The sequence below is a fragment of the Pseudoalteromonas sp. '520P1 No. 423' genome, from assembly GCF_001269985.1.
Taxonomy (GTDB): Bacteria; Pseudomonadota; Gammaproteobacteria; order Enterobacterales; family Alteromonadaceae; genus Pseudoalteromonas.
The window spans coordinates 3,145,180-3,161,499 of the sequence record NZ_BBZB01000001.1 but is presented as its reverse complement, the minus strand read 5'-3'; the positions used below and the strand labels follow the sequence as shown (position 1 = coordinate 3,161,499).

Below are 16,320 nucleotides of genomic sequence, written 5' to 3'. Positions count from 1 at the left end.
AATTTTTATTTTTTTCCTATAAGAAACCTTCTAATAATTTAATTTTTCTTAATTTTTTTCTACTTAGATATCTAACACTCTAATTTTTAAAGTCTTTCAATGGAAATTACAGAACATCTAGTTTATAGTTTGAAATTGGAATAATGCTTGCAACAATTTTAATGAAAATATAATTAAATTTCTAAATCTCGCTTTTAAAAGCATGATTGTTTGAATAATAAGTAAAGGAATCGCATGCGCAGTTTAGCTTCAATTTTTCTTTTAGTGTCTATTTTCTTATCTGCCACTACTTTGGCCGAAGAAACTCGATTAAAAGGCCCTAAAAATGCAGATTATGGTAAGCAGGGGCGTTCAATAGGCCCAATTAAAGATACTGATACTTTGTGGCGAATTGCAATGAAGGTAAGACCTAATAAATCAATTAGTATTTATCAAGTCATGCATGCATTATATGAAAAAAACCCTCAATCTTTTCTAGATAAAAATATGAATCACTTACGTACTGGTTCTTATTTAAAAATCCCTTCAATTCGTGAATTCCATAGCATAGAGCCTGAACTTGCAAAGAAAAAATCAGACCAAGATGATTCTTTATGGGAGAAAAAGAAACAAGGTAAATTAACAACCAATGAGATAGATTTAGTAGCAAAAAAAGTAACGCAAGCTAAAAAATCAGATGTTGACGCTGCAAAAGACGAATTAAAAATTCAATTAAATGAAATCCAACAAGACCAAGGAAAGAAACTTGCTGACTTAAAAGATAAGTTTAGGGAGTCGGTAGAAAGTTCAAAAGTTATTCTAGATGAAAATGAAAAGTTACAATCTCAATTAAACTTAATTTCAAATGAGTTAGATTTAGTTAAAGAGCAATTAGGTAATGATAGTAAAATACAACAACAATTACGTGAGTTATTAGCCAAGCAAAATGAATTTTTAATTCAACAAAAACAAGCTGAAATGGAGCGAAATAAAGGAATGAAGTGGGACGATCCTATTTTTATTGCTTTATATGCCAGTATACCTGCACTTTTACTGATAGGTGCAATGGTTGCCTTCTTCCGCCGTCGCAAACAAAATGAAGCACCAGCAGATGATATATCATTTGATAAGCCAACTGCAGAAGTACCACCACCGCCACCTTTTGAAGCAGAACCAGCAAACTTATCTAGCGAGCCTGATTTAAATGATTCATTAGAAGATGATTTACTAAATGATGATTTATTAGCAGAAGACTCTATTCAATTAGATGATGCTCTTGATGGTGACATGTTGCCTGAGCCTGATGAAATCCTTTATGAGGAAGATGAGCCGGATTTAGATTTTGACGAATTAGATGGAGATTCACTGCTAAATCAAGATGAATTAGATGGATTATTAAGTGATGAAATAGTTTTTGATGAAGAACCTGATGATTTACTGCCAGATGAGCCAAGTGCTGCAACCGATTTATTAGATAATGATGATATTGACGCGTTTTTAGAGCAAGATTTTGATCAACCGGTCTCTGAAATAGATGAAGATGGTATGTCTGATGAACTTTCAATGGGTGATATGTTAGGTGAGGCTGATATCGCTTTAGACATCCCTGAAGATCTTGAACCAACAGATGAAATAGCAGCAGATGATGATATAGATTCATTATTAGACAGTGTATCAGTTGATGCCGAGCCTAGCGATGAAATAGCAGCAGTTGATGCCGAGCCTAGCGATGAAATAGCAGCAGATGATGATATAGATTCATTATTAGACAGTGTTTCAGTTGATGAAGAGCCTAGCGATGAAATAGCAGCAGATGATGATATAGATTCATTATTAGACAGTGTTTCAGTTGATGCCGAGCCTAGCGATGAAATAGCAGCAGATGATGATATAGATTCATTATTAGACAGTGTTTCAGTTGATGAAGAGCCTAGCGATGAAATAGCAGCAGATGATGATATAGATTCATTATTAGGCAGTGTTTCAGTTGATGGAGAGCCTAGCGATGAAATAGCAGCAGATGATGATGATATAGATTCATTGTTAGACAGTGTTTCAGTTGATGGAGAGCCTAGCGATGAAATAGCAGCAGATGATGATATAGATTCATTATTATCTGAAAATTTAGGCGATGCACTTGGTGACGATGTAGAAGCTGAGTTAGAGGTTACTCCTGAACCTGAAATCGAACAACAAGATTTAAATAAAAGTGCTGATTTAGATGCGCTTGATGATATAGACGCTTTATTAGCAGATGATTTAGATGATGAACTCGGTGACGATTTAGAAACTGATTTAGAAGTTACTCCTGAACCTGAAATCGAACAACAAGATTTAAATGAAAGTGCTGATTTAGATAAACTTGATGATATAGACGCTTTATTGGGTGATGAGTTAGACGATGAACTCGGTGACGATTTAGAAACTGATTTAGAAGTTACTCCTGAACCTGAAATTGAACAACAAGATTTAAATGAAAGTGCTGATTTAGATGCTAAGTTAGAGGTCACAGCCGAGCCAGAAATCGAACAACAAGATTTAAATGAAAGTGCTGATTTAGATAAACTTGATGATATAGACGCTTTATTAGCAGATGATTTAGATGATGAACTAGGTGACGATTTAGAAACTGATTTAGAGGTTACAACCGAGCCAGAAATCGAACAACAAGATTTAAATGAAAGTGCTGATTTAGATAAACTTGATGATATAGACGCTTTATTGGGTGATGAGTTAGACGATGAACTCGGTGACGATTTAGAAACTGATTTAGAAGTTACTCCTGAACCTGAAATTGAACAACAAGATTTAAATGAAAGTGCTGATTTAGATAAACTTGATGATATAGACGCTCTATTGGGTGATGAGTTAGACGATGAACTCGGTAACGATTTAGAAACTGATTTAGAAGTTACTCCTGAACCTGAAATTGAACAACAAGATTTAAATGAAAGTGCTGATTTAGATAAACTTGATGATATAGACGCTTTATTGGGTGATGAGTTAGACGATGAACTCGGTGACGATTTAGAAGCTGAGTTAGAGGTTACTCCCGAGCCAGAAAAAGATCCAACTTTAGATGAGAGTGAGTTTGTACATGAAAACTTAGATAACTTTGATGAAGAACTAAACACAAGTGCTGAATATTTAGAAATCGATTTAGGTGATGACCCTCTACTAGAAGCCGGTGATTTTGATTTGTCATCAGAAGATGAATCAATAAATGATGCGCAAATTTCATTAGAGCAAGAACATGCAGATTCACCAAGCGAAGAATTAGAAGAGTATCCTGAGTTAGCACTTGACGATGCACTTGCTGAAATTGAAGCTAATGAAGAAAGTGTCCAGCTTTCTCAAGCCGAAATTGAACTTGCGGAATCAATGAGAGCACCAACATCAATTGAAATAGAAGATGATTTTGGTTTAAAAGAAGAAGCCCTAGGTAATTTATCATTAATTGAAGATGATGAATTGGACGCTGTGCGTGACGATGAGGACTTACTAAACTTATCATCTGATGATTCGGAAAATGACTTAGAACAGTTAGAATCTGATTTAATGTCAACAGATCAAAACCTATCTACAATAGACATTGATGAAAAAACGCATGAAATTGAAATGGATCTCGAAGGTCTATTAGAAGAAACTAGTGACGATACTTTATTAGAATCTCAAAATGAGAGTAGTGAGATTGATGACTCGTTAAGTGATTTAGAAAGTACAGATTTTGATTCATTACTTAATGAGTTAGCTGAACCAGAAGATTTGACCAATCTTGATTCGCAAGAGTTTGAAATTGATTTTGATAGTTTATTATCAGAAGAAAATACATTAGAAAACGCAATTGAGATAGATGATGATCTTGAACTAGAAGATGACTTTGAATTAGAAACTAGCCTAGGCGGTGATACCGACTTTTTGAATATTACGGATTTAATTGAAGAAAGCGATGATATTGAACCTATAGACGAACCTTACGATAGTGTTGATATGGATGTTGGTTTAAGTGAATTTGATGAATTACTAGCTGGAGAAGAAAGTTTAGATGTTGATGCTCAAAATGGCGGTTATTCGGCTAAGTTAGATTTAGCGCTGGCTTATTTAGAGATTGAAGACTTTGAAAGTGCATCTAAAGCAATTCAAGATGTTATTGATAATGGCCCACCTGAAGTTCAAAGAGAAGCCCAGCAATTGAAGAAAAAAATTAAACTATAATCTTTTAGTTAATCAAATAACAAAAAACACTGCTATTTATATCAGTGTTTTTTTGTTTTTAAGCTTGTCGCCCTAGTCGCATTTTTGGCTTAAATGGGTATAATACGGCGCTTTAGTAGTTTCTATTGGATTAATATGCGAATAGCACTTGGTATAGAGTATGATGGCTCACAATATTATGGCTGGCAACGCCAAGATAATGTGATCAGTGTACAGGAAGAGGTTGAAACCGCACTTTCCAAGATTTGTAATGAAAAGGTTGTGGTTTTTTGTGCAGGCAGAACTGATGCTGGTGTACATGGCACAGGACAAGTTGTACATTTTGAAACAACATCTGTGCGCGATATGAGTGCATTTACATTAGGTATGAACTCTTTATTACCAGATACAGTTGCTATTCGTTGGGCAAAAGAAATTCCATTTGATTTTCATGCAAGATATAGCGCGGTGGCAAGGCGTTACCGTTATATTATTTATAATAGCCCATTACGACCTGGCATTTTAAAAAATGGTGTAAGCCATTATTATCAGCCTTTAGATGTAGAGAAAATGCAACAAGCTTGTCCTCACATTGTAGGTGAACATGACTTTACTTCATTTAGAGCAATACACTGCCAAGCTAATTCACCAAACCGAAAGATAATTCACTTAAAAGTAGATCGTTATGGTGATTTTATTGTTATAGATGTTAAAGCTAATGCTTTTTTACATCATATGGTTAGAAATATAACAGGATGTTTGATTGATATTGGTTTACATAAACAAAAACCAGAATGGATGAAAGAGATTTTAGAACTAAAAGATAGATCTCAAGCAAGTCCAACAGCAAAAGCAGGCGGTTTATATTTAGTTGATGTGGAGTATCCTGAAAAATGGGGAATAGAAAAAACACATCCAGGACCCCTGTTTTTACCTGATTTCTAAACAGACCCACAGCTAAGACCAGTTTTTTATACCTTACTGATAGAAATCGTGTTCTAATTGATAAAATTTATCTGTATGTATAAATATATAGGCAGGTAATAGACTAAATTTATAAGAATTAAGAGAATCGCACATGAGTTGGTTAGAAAAAATCTTACCTAAAACAAAATCTTCAGGTCGTAAAGAAATTCCTGAAGGCGTATGGGCTAAATGCGGAGACTGTGATGCTATTTTATATAAAGCTGAATTAGAAAAATCACTAAACGTTTGTCCTAAATGTGATCACCATATGCGTCAAAGTGCGCGAAGTCGCATTGAAGCTTTCTTAGATACTGCTGATAGAGTAGAGCTTGGCCTAGATTTAGAAGCGCAAGATTTATTAAAATTTAAAGATTCTAAAAAATATACTGATCGTCTTAACTCTGCTAAAAAAGTGAGTGGTGAAAACGATGCATTAGTAGCGATGACTGGTCGCTTAAAAGGCATTCCTGTTGCTGTTGTTGCATTTGAATTCTCATTTATGGGCGGTTCTATGGCATCAGTTGTAGGTGCGCGTTTTGTTGAAGCGGTTAACAAATGTCTAGAAAATGATATGCCGTTAGTCTGTTTTTCTGCATCAGGTGGCGCAAGAATGCAAGAGGCATTAATGTCTTTAATGCAAATGGCTAAAACAAGTGCAGCCCTTGCTAAAATGAGTGAAAAAGGCCTACCTTACATTTCAGTGTTAACAGATCCAACTATGGGCGGTGTTTCTGCTTCTTTGGCTATGTTAGGTGATGTAAATATTGGTGAACCTAAAGCATTAATTGGTTTTGCTGGCCCACGTGTAATTGAACAAACAGTACGTGAAACTTTACCTGAAGGTTTTCAGCGTAGTGAGTTCTTATTAGAGCACGGTGCCATTGATATGATTGTAGATCGCCGTGAAATGCGCGATACGATTGCAAGAATTGTTGCTAAATATATGAACTTACCTTCAACAGAACAAGAACATAGAGTTGCTTAGTTTTGTCGCTTTTGAGCGGTATTTTATATAAAATACTGCTCAAGCCAAGATTAATTACAAAAGTGAAAATATGTCACAGTGTATTTTAAGCCAATCATCAAGCCTTGATGATTGGCTTTGTTATTTAGAAAGTATCCATCCTGCCAATATAGAAATGGGTTTAACACGTGTTGAGAAGGTTGCTCAACAGCAAGGGTTATCAAATCTTTCTAGCAAAATAATCTTAATTGCAGGTACTAATGGCAAAGGAACAACAGCACGCTGTTTAGAAGCGATGTTACTCGCTCAAGGCTACTCTGTTGGTACTTATGCTTCACCTCATATATTTCATTATAATGAAAGAGTCAGGATAAATGGCAATAAACTTGACGATCAAGAGCATGTTGATGCATTTCATGCTTTAGAGCATGGACGTGGTGAAACGACACTGACTTATTTTGAATATTCGACCTTAGCGGGTTTAGAGATATTTAAACGTCATCAAGTTGACTATATATTGCTAGAAGTCGGTTTAGGTGGCAGATTAGACGCGACTAACATTGTATCTCCTATCGCTTCAGTGATCACAACAATTGATTTAGACCATAAAGACTACCTTGGCGATACCAGGGAGTTAGTTGGTTTTGAAAAAGCGGGAATTTTTAGAAAAGATACGCCTGCGATAGTGGGAGATTTGAATATACCACAATCAGTAATTGATTATGGTACTAAAATATCAGCCAATATGATTTTATCTGGTACTGATTTTAAATATCTCGACCATGGTTCGTCATTTGAGTGGCACTATGAATCAAATAAGATTGAATATAAGCAACCTGCCATTCCAGCTCAAAATATTGCGACAGCATTAACAACACTTAAGAGTTTAAACTTACTCCCTAGTGATAAAATAATAACTCAGGTGATCAATACATTAAAAGTAGAAGGGCGCTTTGAGTGTTTAAGCCAATCTCCATTAGTGTATGTTGATGTGGCACATAACCCAGAATCTGCACGTTACTTAGCTAAACAGCTACAAATATTAAAGTCACAAGATTATAAAATAAATGCATTAGTGGGCATGTTAGAAGATAAAGATCAAAAAGCGGTTTTATCAGAGCTAACACAGATTGTTGATAATTGGTCCATTGCAACACTAACATGTTTTAGAGGTGCTAAAAATGATGTGTTAGCAGAAAAATTATCGTGTTTAGGCATAAACGATGCTCAAAAATTTGCGTCTGTTGACAATGCGTTAGATAATCTTTTATCAAAGATGCAAGGAACAGATAAAAATGGTGAAAAACAACTGTTGATTGTTTTTGGTTCATTTTACACTGTGGCAGATGCAATGCTTTTTCTTAGCTAAGGGGAAATTTAGGTGAATTTAGGGTTTATAAATAGGTTAGTAGGCACAACTATCGTTGTTATTGCAGCAGTTGTGTTTATTCCAAATATCTTAGATGGTGAAAAGGTCCAATTTAAAGAGGGTTTTAAAACAATGCCCGATCGCCCTGAATTTAAAACAGTTGATTTAGATTTAGAGCAAGCACAAGCTGACTTAGAATCTAAATTACCAGATACCTCGACTGAAATATTGGATGAAATAGCGCTTGATATTACACCATCAGAAATAGCAAACACACAAGTAAAGCACGTCGACACGGCCACAGAAAGTGTTACAACTAATACAACAGCAAAGAGCGATGTTGTTGAGGTGAGTACATATAAACCTGAACCTAAAAATGAAAAACGTGCTAAAAGCGAAAACTTAACTGATTTTGCTTATGTTATTCAGTTGGGTAGTTTTTCTCATAAAGCAAATGTAGCAAGTTTATTAGCTAAATTAAAAAAAGCAGGTTTTACAACTTTTACGAAACCTATATCAACACCATCTGGTCAGCTGACTAAGGTTTTTGTTGGCCCTATGATTAAAAAGTCTGCATTAGAGCGCAAACTACCAGCATTAAAAACGCTAACGGGTCTAAATGGTAAAGTAACTGTATTTGATGTTACAAAATGATCTGGCATTTTAGGCTCGTGTCTTATAAAATGCGCCCGAAATTAACAAAGGCTAATTTATATGATTTGGGTTGATTATGCCATATTAGGCATTATTACACTTTCTGCTATGATAAGTTTGATCAGAGGTTTTATAAAAGAAGCAATCTCCCTTGCTATTTGGGTTGCTGCCTTTTTCATCTCTAGCTTTTTCTATGAGCACTTAGCTGCTTTTCTAACATCCATTTCAGAACCTTTATTAAAAAATGCCGCCGCTATCTCTATTTTGTTTGTATCCACTCTTTTCTTAGGCGGATTATTTAACTTTATTTTAGGTAAGCTAGTTGAACATACTGGTTTATCAGGCACAGATCGTGTTATCGGTCTTGCATTTGGTGCACTTAGAGGTGTATTAGTTGTTAGTGCTATATTATTTTTTCTAGATGCTTTCACCAGCGCGCCAAAAACGCATTGGTGGGAGACTTCAACGTTAATCCCTGAATTTGGCTTTGTTATTGAATGGTTTTTTGCATACCTTGAAAATAACTCTAGCTTTTTAACTTCAGTAAACCCTTAGTCGGCAAGGATAAATAACATGTGCGGTATTGTTGGTATAGTCGGGAATTCTCCTGTTAATCAGGCAATTTATGATGGCTTAACTGTGTTACAACATCGAGGTCAAGATGCGGCTGGTATAATCACCATTAACAACCATACTTTTAGTTTGCGTAAAGATAATGGTTTAGTGAAAGATGTATTCCATACTCGTCATATGAAGCGTTTACAAGGTGATATGGGCATAGGCCACGTCCGTTACCCAACTGCAGGTTCATCTAGCTCAGCTGAAGCGCAACCTTTTTATGTAAACTCACCTTTTGGTATTTCATTAGCCCATAATGGTAATCTAACGAATGCAGAAGCTTTAAAACAAGAGTTATTTTCAGTTGCTAGACGTCATGTAAATACGACTTCAGACTCTGAAGTTTTATTGAATGTATTAGCACATGAAATCGCATTGACTGAAAAGCTAAGTTTAGAACCAAAAGATATCTTTAAGGCTGTGACAGCTGTAAATGATAAAGCTGTTGGTGGTTATGCTGCAATTGCTATGATCATTGGTCAAGGCATGATTGCATTTCGTGATCCAAATGGTATTCGTCCATTAGTATTTGGTAAGCGCGAATCAGATAAAGGCACAGAGTATATGTTTGCCTCTGAAAGTGTTGCACTCGATAGCTGTGGTTTTGAATTTATCCGTGATGTTGCCCCTGGTGAAAGTATTTTTGTTAATAACGACGGCCAGTTGTTTTCACAGCAATGTTCAGAGCATGCTTCTTATTCTCCATGTATTTTTGAATTTGTATACTTTGCACGCCCAGATTCTACATTAGATAATATCTCTGTTTATGCGGCACGTGTAAATATGGGTACTAAACTAGGTGAAAAAGTAGCGAAAGAATGGGCTGATAAAGAGATTGACGTTATCATTCCAATTCCTGAAACATCATGTGATATCGCACTTGAAATGGCTGCAGTGCTTAAAATTCCATATCGCCAAGGTTTTGTAAAAAATAGATATATCGGCAGAACGTTTATCATGCCGGGCCAAGAAATGCGTAAAAAGTCAGTTCGTCAAAAACTTAATGCAATTGGCCGTGAGTTTAAAGGTAAAAATGTATTATTAGTTGATGATTCAATTGTACGTGGTACTACATCGGCTCAAATCGTTCAAATGGCAAGAGAGTCAGGCGCTAAAAATGTGTATTTTGCATCAGCGGCACCTGAAATTCGTTTCCCGAACGTTTATGGTATTGATATGCCATCTGTGACTGAATTAATTGCACATGGCCGTGAAGTTGAAGATATTAATGAATGTATTGGTGCTGATGGTTTAATTTTTCAATCTTTACCTGACTTAATTGAAGCTGTTTCAAAAGAAAACCCTGAAGTTAAGGCATATGAAACGTCAGTATTTAATGGTCAATATGTGACAGGCGATATCGATCAAACATATTTAAATCGTATCAATGATTTAAGAAATGACTCTGCTAAATTTGATAATGAGCAAGCAATGTCATCAGGACTTGAATTACACAATCAAGACTCTATCGATTAATAAATTTGATTAGCGAGTTAAGATAATAAAAAGGAGCTAAATAGCTCCTTTTTTAATGCTTTAATAATGACTTTTAAACTACTCTCAGCCAACTAAGCAAACATAGGTCCATAACCTGTTGTCCACATCATGGCGGTTAAAGCCAAAATACATACAAGTAGAATTAAGCCAGTTGTTACTACAGAGCTTGCATAAATAAAACCGCGTTCTTCAGGAATATGCATTAAAATTGGTACGCCGGTATATAGCAAATAAACAGAATAAGCTAAAGCGAAACATCCCACTACGACGATAAACCATAAAACAGGATAAAATGCAGCGAACGCCGTCATAAAAATTGGGGTTGCTGTATATGCTGCCAGCTCAAGTGTTTGTGTATATGTTGGATTTGCACCAAAAGTTTTAGCCATCCAATGTGCTAATAACCCTAAAGCACACACACCACCAATTAATGCGAAGTACATGGCAGTCGCAATCAGCATGGCACTAGATTCTGTTAAATGAATTGGATCCCCAGTACCAATACTCCAGCCTAAATGAACGGAAGAATAATAGCCCATAATTGATGGAATTAATGCAATTAGTAAAATGTGAGAAATGCTATATTTTAAACTTTCATGACGTTTATCAATGGTTTGCCATTCATCTTTTGGATGTGCGTATATACCCCAGAGGTGATTTAAAATCATAATTATTACTTCCTTCTTTTATTATTTTGAGTTGTTTTTATTAGTCTTACCTTTTAGGTATTGTTGAATGTTAATATTTTGTCAAGTTTATAAGTGTTTTAATCAATAATAGGCATGAGAAAAAATGATTATATGAAGCCTTCTTATGGATAGAGAACAAGATGTACTTGTTTGATTATGATAAAATGTATTTTTAAATTTAGCTTCTTAATATGAGATATTCATGACTAGCGAACAGTTATTAGCACCCATTAAAGCATTTTTACAATGTGATACTCCTGATGAATGGATTAATGAAGCTAAAAAGCCTGAAAACTTAAAAATATTATTATTAGATCACCTTATTTGTGAGCTAAAAGCGGGGCAAACAGCGATGTGGCTGATCCGTAAATATGCTGTTGATAAAGAAAGTGGCAAAGCTTTGCTTGAATGGTTTCAACCATATGAGAAATACGTATATAAAAAAGAAGGGACTTTAGAAAGTTTAGCTGAACACGCTAAGTTATCTAAGGCAATAGTGCCTAAAAGCAGCTCTGTTTTTGGTCAGGATTTAATTGATAAAATGGTATTATTAATTAAAGAAGAGCTTCATCACTTTTATCAAGTATTAGAAATAATGAATGATAGAGGCATCGCGTATGAAAATATTACGGCTGGGCGATACGCAAAAGGCATGATGACACATGTACGTACTCACGAACCTGCAATATTAATAGATAAATTGATTTGTGGTGCATATATAGAAGCACGTTCTTGTGAACGCTTCGCAAAAATAGCACCGCACTTAGATGATGACTTAAATAAGTTTTATGTCTCTTTATTACGTTCAGAAGCACGTCATTATCAAGATTATTTGAGTTTAGCGCAGCAAGTTGCAGGTGAAGATGTTGATATCAGCGATAGAGTGAAATTTTTTGGTGAAGTAGAAGCACAACTGATTACTTCAGAAGATACTGACTTTAAGTTTCACTCAGGATCACCAAGTTTAACATCAGGCTAATTTAAAAAATTTTACTCAAAGTCAGTAAAAATAAGCTCTTGAGCGTCTTTTGTAACAACTAAGTACGAACCTTGTGTATACCAGTCACCTAAAACAATACGTTTGGCTGGTGTACCATCAATATCGTGTTCATGTACTTTTGGTCTATGCGTATGTCCATGGATCATTAAATGAGTTTGAAATTTTTTGAAAGTATCTATTACGGCATCATGTGTTACATCAAGTACTTCAGGTGCTTTATCCATTTGGGAAGCTTTACTACGTTCTCTTGCTTTTTTAGCAACGCTTTGTCGATAAAACAATGGCATAGCTAACATGAGTTTAGGCCACCACCAACCTCGGCTTTTCTTTCTGAATTTTTGGTACTCTATATCTTGAGTACACATTTCATCTCCATGAAGAATTAAAGTTGGGGTACCGTATAAATCAATCACTGTTCTTTCATTTAATATTGATATTCCAGATAGCTCAGCATATTTTTTACTGACTAAAAAATCTCTATTTCCATGAATAAAATAAACAGGGATCCCTTTATTTGTAATTGCATTTAATTCTTGAGCTATTTTTAATGTCAAATCAGTTTGATAATCATCACCAACCCAAACTTCAAAAAAATCACCAAGAATATAAAGCGCATCTAGTTCACTCGTTACTTGATTATCTAGGAAGTCAAAAAATGCTTTACTAATATCTGGTCTAGACTCGGTTAAATGCAGATCTGAGATAAATAAGGTTTTATTCATAAATAAATTTGCTTCGAATATTTATTTGGGCCACTTTGTGGAGAAAAGAAAGGGCTAAAAGATTAGCCCTTAGGTATTACTATGCTTCTACTGTGACTTTAGTGATAATAACATCTTCAAGCGGTACATCTTGGTGGAAGCCTTCACTACCAGTTGCTACATTTTTGATAGTTTCAACAATATCAAGACCTTCAACAACTTCAGCGAATACACAGTATCCCCAACCTTGAGATGTCTCACTTGTAAAATCTAGGAAGTTGTTATCATTAACATTGATAAAAAATTGCGCTGTAGCTGAATGTGGATCAGGAGTACGAGCCATAGCTAAAGTACCTTTCTTATTAGAAAGACCATTTGTTGCTTCATTTTGGATTGGATCTTGTACTTCTTTTTGCTCCATACCAGGTAAGAAACCACCGCCTTGAACCATGAAACCATCGATTACACGGTGAAAAATAGTGCCATCGTAAAAGCCTGAATTAGCATATTTTAAAAAGTTTTCTACCGTTTGAGGTGCTTTTTCAGCGTTTAGAGCGATTTTGATATCACCGAAGTTGGTATGTAAAGTAACCATGAAATTTCCTATCTTAAAATAGAGTGTTTATATTAATTGTATTCTATCTAAGTTCGCAGCGTTCTACAAAGTGATATGGCTAACAGAAGCAGTAATTAAGACACTTTTTGATAATTGCATTCACCTAACAAAAGTATCTAGAGCAAGTTGGCTGTAAGTGATAAGATAGCACTCAAATAAATTTGACCCCAAAAAGTGAAGGATTTTTAGTAAATGGTACAAATATACAACACACTGACAAGACAAAAAGAGGCATTTAAACCCCTAGTTGATGGCAAAATCGATATGTATGTGTGTGGTATCACTATTTACGATTACTGTCATATAGGACACGCAAGAACATTTGTTAGTTTTGATGTTATTGCGAGATACCTTCGACATATCGGTTTTGATTTAAAGTTTGTACGTAATATTACAGACGTAGATGATAAAATCATCAATCGCGCAAATGAAAATGGTGAAACAATTGATGCGTTAACTAAACGTATGACAAAAGCCATGCACCAAGATTTTGATAATTTAGGCATGTTACGTCCAGATGTAGAGCCTACAGTAACAGATCATATTCCTGAAATTATTGAAATGGTTGAGCGTTTGATCAATAAAGGGCATGCATATGTTGCTGAAAATGGCGATGTATTATTTAGTGTTTCAAGTTTTGAAAATTATGGTCAGTTATCACAGCAAGATTTAGATATGCTACAAGCGGGCTCTCGTGTTGAAGTTGATGAGAATAAAAATTCTCCTTTAGATTTTGTTTTATGGAAAAAAGCAAAAGTTGATGAGCCATCTTGGCAGTCACCATGGGGAGCAGGACGTCCAGGTTGGCATATCGAATGTTCAGCTATGAGCAACAAACATTTAGGTGAACACTTTGATATTCATGGTGGTGGTTCAGATCTACAATTTCCACATCATGAAAATGAAATAGCACAGTCTTGTTGTGCTAATAACGGTAAATATGCTGATACTTGGATCCACACAGGCATGGTTCAAGTTAACAAAGAAAAAATGTCTAAATCTTTAGGTAATTTTTTCACTGTAAGAGACGTATTAAAAAAATATGATGCAGAATCTGTTCGTTACTTTTTAATTTCAGGTCATTATAGAAGCCAACTTAATTATTCTCAGGATAATTTAGACCAAGCACGTTCTTCATTAGAGCGTATCTATACTGCCCTACGTGGTGTAACACCTATTGCAGTTGAATTAACTGATAATGAATATGCAATAAAATTCAGAAAAGCGATGGATGATGACTTTAATACACCTGAAGCGTTATCTGTTGTGTTCGAATTAGCTAAGGAATTAAACCGTATTAAAGAAACAGATGACAATAAAGCATCTCAATTGAGTTTTATATTACGCAGTCTTGGTGAAGTTTTAGGTATTGCACAACAAGTACCGACTGATTTCTTACAAGGCGATCAAGAAGATGACGAAGTAGCAATCATTGAAGCTTTAATTAAACAGCGCAATCAAGCAAGATCAGATAAAGATTGGGCTATGGCTGATGATGCAAGAGATAAGTTAAATGAAATGAAAATTGTTTTAGAAGATAGTGCTGCTGGTACTACTTGGCGTAAAGCTTAAATTTAGTCATAAAAAAACCGCATTCTATGCGGTTTTTTTATGACTAAATTATCGATTTAATAATTAGCTATGGTAATTTTCACATGCTTCTAAAGTATTTTCTATCAAACTTGCAACTGTCATTGGGCCTACGCCACCAGGCACTGGCGTGATAAAGCTGGCATTGTTTTGTGCAACATCATATTCAACATCACCCACTAACTTACCTGAATCTAAACGGTTGATACCCACATCTATTACAATTGCACCTTCTTTAATCCAATCACCAGGAATAAATGCCGGTTTACCAACGGCAACAACTACTAAATCAGCACGACGAACGTGGTCTTCAAGATCCTTTGTGAATTTATGACATACAGTAGTAGTACAGCCTGCAAGTAATAATTCTAAAGACATAGGGCGGCCTACTATATTAGATGCACCAACAACAACAGCGTGCATACCTCTGTATTTAACACCCGTTGAATCAAGTAAAGTAATAATCCCTTTTGGAGTACAAGGACGAAGTGCTGGCATACGTTGTGCTAGTCTACCTATATTGTATGGATGGAAGCCATCAACATCTTTATGAGGAGTAATGCGTTCAAGTACTTTTTCGGCATTTAATCCTTCAGGTAAAGGCAGCTGAACTAAAATACCATCTACTTCAGGGTCATTATTTAACGAATCAACCAGATCTAAAATTTGCTCTTCAGTTGAATCTACTGGTAGGTCATAAGATTTAGATAAAAATCCAACTTCTTCACAGGCTTTGCGTTTTGAACCTACATATACTTGACTGGCAGGATCTAAACCTACAAGTACAACAGCTAAGCCAGGAGCTCGTAAACCATTTTCTAGACGCTGTTTTACTTTTGAAGCTACTGCATTTCTAACTTGTTTCGCAATTGCTTTACCATCTATGATGTTTGCCGTCATGGGTGACCTTTAAATTTGGGGTTATAGGACTTTTGTTACAGGTTATTTTCTCACGAAACGGGTGATGCGCCAAGTAAGTCTGCTTTAGATAATAAAGATAATGATGTTTTATAATTAAAAGCAGACAAAGATTAATCAAAAAACCTAAAAAACAGTCAGTATGATTTAATTTTAGGCACTTAGAAATATTTATTAAAAAAAGGTTTGACCTGCCTACATCAAATCTCTATTATGCACCCCGTTGCCAACGAGTACTTACTCGAAAGTAACTGAATATTCGGCGATTAGCGCAGTTTGGTAGCGCACTTGGTTTGGGTCCAAGGGGTCGCAGGTTCAAATCCTGCATCGCCGACCACTTTATTTTTATAAAGATAAGTGGTTAAATAAAATAAAATGCGCCCTTAGCTCAGCTGGATAGAGCAACGCCCTTCTAAGGCGTGGGTCGAAGGTTCGAATCCTTCAGGGCGCACCATTTTATTTTTATATTCAAAGATTTAAATTATGGCGGTTGTAGCTCAGTTGGTAGAGCCCTGGATTGTGATTCCGGTGGTCGCGGGTTCGAGCCCCGTCAATCGCCCCAATT

At 35.5% G+C, this 16,320-nt stretch carries 13 protein-coding genes and 3 tRNA genes; 12 read left to right on the top strand and 4 right to left on the bottom strand.

All coding sequences use genetic code 11. From position 1 onward, the window contains the following. Nucleotides 1–234: 234 nt before the first annotated feature. The 7 genes from PSA_RS14420 (at nt 235) to purF (ending at nt 10,220) form a co-directional block, all read left to right on the top strand. Complete coding sequence (locus tag PSA_RS14420) at nt 235–4,194, top strand: FimV/HubP family polar landmark protein (protein WP_059364945.1); 3,960 nt, start codon at nt 235–237, stop codon at nt 4,192–4,194. Nucleotides 4,195–4,329: 135 nt separating this feature from the next. Beyond that, on the top strand, nt 4,330–5,118 hold the full coding sequence (gene truA / locus PSA_RS14415) for a tRNA pseudouridine(38-40) synthase TruA (protein WP_042142307.1): 789 nt from the start codon (nt 4,330–4,332) through the stop codon (nt 5,116–5,118). 133 nt (nt 5,119–5,251) lie between these two features. Then, nucleotides 5,252–6,124 (top strand): acetyl-CoA carboxylase, carboxyltransferase subunit beta, encoded by an 873-nt coding sequence (gene accD / locus PSA_RS14410; protein WP_042142305.1) that lies wholly within the window; start codon nt 5,252–5,254, stop codon nt 6,122–6,124. A gap of 70 nt (nt 6,125–6,194) precedes the next feature. Beyond that, the gene (gene folC / locus PSA_RS14405; protein ID WP_042142303.1) at nt 6,195–7,472 is read left to right on the top strand and encodes a bifunctional tetrahydrofolate synthase/dihydrofolate synthase; all 1,278 of its coding nucleotides are present in this window, start codon (nt 6,195–6,197) and stop codon (nt 7,470–7,472) included. Between the two features lie 12 nt (nt 7,473–7,484). After that, nucleotides 7,485–8,126, top strand: coding sequence for an SPOR domain-containing protein (locus tag PSA_RS14400; RefSeq protein ID WP_042142300.1), 642 nt, complete (start codon nt 7,485–7,487; stop codon nt 8,124–8,126). 60 nt (nt 8,127–8,186) lie between these two features. Continuing rightward, nucleotides 8,187–8,681, top strand: a complete 495-nt coding sequence (locus PSA_RS14395; RefSeq protein ID WP_042142298.1) for a CvpA family protein — start codon at nt 8,187–8,189, stop codon at nt 8,679–8,681. 18 nt (nt 8,682–8,699) lie between these two features. Further along, nucleotides 8,700–10,220 (top strand): amidophosphoribosyltransferase, encoded by a 1,521-nt coding sequence (gene purF, locus PSA_RS14390; RefSeq protein WP_042142296.1) that lies wholly within the window; start codon nt 8,700–8,702, stop codon nt 10,218–10,220. A gap of 92 nt (nt 10,221–10,312) precedes the next feature. On the opposite strand, the gene PSA_RS14385 is transcribed toward purF, so the two are convergent. After that, entirely contained in the window at nt 10,313–10,909 is a 597-nt protein-coding gene (locus tag PSA_RS14385; protein ID WP_042142294.1) for a Yip1 family protein, read from the bottom strand. A gap of 223 nt (nt 10,910–11,132) precedes the next feature. On the opposite strand from PSA_RS14385, the gene PSA_RS14380 reads away from it, so the two are divergent. Then, nucleotides 11,133–11,909: a tRNA isopentenyl-2-thiomethyl-A-37 hydroxylase MiaE gene (locus PSA_RS14380; RefSeq protein WP_042142292.1), complete on the top strand. Its 777-nt coding sequence runs from the start codon at nt 11,133–11,135 to the stop codon at nt 11,907–11,909. A gap of 11 nt (nt 11,910–11,920) precedes the next feature. On the opposite strand, the gene PSA_RS14375 is transcribed toward PSA_RS14380, so the two are convergent. Together PSA_RS14375 and PSA_RS14370 are read right to left on the bottom strand one after the other, a co-directional pair. Next, complete coding sequence (locus PSA_RS14375) at nt 11,921–12,652, bottom strand: UDP-2,3-diacylglucosamine diphosphatase (protein WP_042142290.1); 732 nt, start codon at nt 12,650–12,652, stop codon at nt 11,921–11,923. 79 nt (nt 12,653–12,731) lie between these two features. After that, nucleotides 12,732–13,226 carry a peptidylprolyl isomerase gene (locus PSA_RS14370; RefSeq protein WP_042142288.1) on the bottom strand — a complete coding sequence of 165 codons (495 nt, stop codon included), beginning with the start codon at nt 13,224–13,226 and terminating at the stop codon, nt 12,732–12,734. Between the two features lie 213 nt (nt 13,227–13,439). Between PSA_RS14370 and cysS the strand changes: the two genes are divergently transcribed. Then, the gene (cysS, locus tag PSA_RS14365) at nt 13,440–14,819 is read left to right on the top strand and encodes a cysteine--tRNA ligase (RefSeq protein ID WP_042142286.1); all 1,380 of its coding nucleotides are present in this window, start codon (nt 13,440–13,442) and stop codon (nt 14,817–14,819) included. A 63-nt stretch (nt 14,820–14,882) separates the two neighbouring features. On the opposite strand, the gene folD is transcribed toward cysS, so the two are convergent. Then, a complete protein-coding gene (gene folD, locus PSA_RS14360) occupies nt 14,883–15,737 on the bottom strand; it encodes a bifunctional methylenetetrahydrofolate dehydrogenase/methenyltetrahydrofolate cyclohydrolase FolD (protein WP_042142284.1) in 855 nt (284 codons plus the stop codon). Nucleotides 15,738–16,015: 278 nt separating this feature from the next. Between folD and PSA_RS14355 the strand changes: the two genes are divergently transcribed. The 3 genes from PSA_RS14355 (at nt 16,016) to PSA_RS14345 (ending at nt 16,317) form a co-directional block, all read left to right on the top strand. Further along, nucleotides 16,016–16,092 (top strand) — tRNA-Pro (locus PSA_RS14355). Nucleotides 16,093–16,132: 40 nt separating this feature from the next. Then, nucleotides 16,133–16,209 (top strand) — tRNA-Arg (locus tag PSA_RS14350). A gap of 32 nt (nt 16,210–16,241) precedes the next feature. After that, nucleotides 16,242–16,317 (top strand) — tRNA-His (locus tag PSA_RS14345). Nucleotides 16,318–16,320 lie beyond the last annotated feature (3 nt).

Bases quoted from the DNA above. Each gene is read 5' to 3' on its own strand.
- PSA_RS14420 (WP_059364945.1), top strand. From the start codon at position 235: ATGCGCAGTTTAGCTTCAATTTTTCTTTTAGTGTCTATTTTCTTATCT.
- truA (WP_042142307.1), top strand. From the start codon at position 4,330: ATGCGAATAGCACTTGGTATAGAGTATGATGGCTCACAATATTATGGC.
- accD (WP_042142305.1), top strand. From the start codon at position 5,252: ATGAGTTGGTTAGAAAAAATCTTACCTAAAACAAAATCTTCAGGTCGT.
- folC (WP_042142303.1), top strand. From the start codon at position 6,195: ATGTCACAGTGTATTTTAAGCCAATCATCAAGCCTTGATGATTGGCTT.
- PSA_RS14395 (WP_042142298.1), top strand. From the start codon at position 8,187: ATGATTTGGGTTGATTATGCCATATTAGGCATTATTACACTTTCTGCT.
- purF (WP_042142296.1), top strand. From the start codon at position 8,700: ATGTGCGGTATTGTTGGTATAGTCGGGAATTCTCCTGTTAATCAGGCA.
- PSA_RS14385 (WP_042142294.1), bottom strand. From the start codon at position 10,909: ATGATTTTAAATCACCTCTGGGGTATATACGCACATCCAAAAGATGAA.
- PSA_RS14380 (WP_042142292.1), top strand. From the start codon at position 11,133: ATGACTAGCGAACAGTTATTAGCACCCATTAAAGCATTTTTACAATGT.
- PSA_RS14375 (WP_042142290.1), bottom strand. From the start codon at position 12,652: ATGAATAAAACCTTATTTATCTCAGATCTGCATTTAACCGAGTCTAGA.
- PSA_RS14370 (WP_042142288.1), bottom strand. From the start codon at position 13,226: ATGGTTACTTTACATACCAACTTCGGTGATATCAAAATCGCTCTAAAC.
- cysS (WP_042142286.1), top strand. From the start codon at position 13,440: ATGGTACAAATATACAACACACTGACAAGACAAAAAGAGGCATTTAAA.
- folD (WP_042142284.1), bottom strand. From the start codon at position 15,737: ATGACGGCAAACATCATAGATGGTAAAGCAATTGCGAAACAAGTTAGA.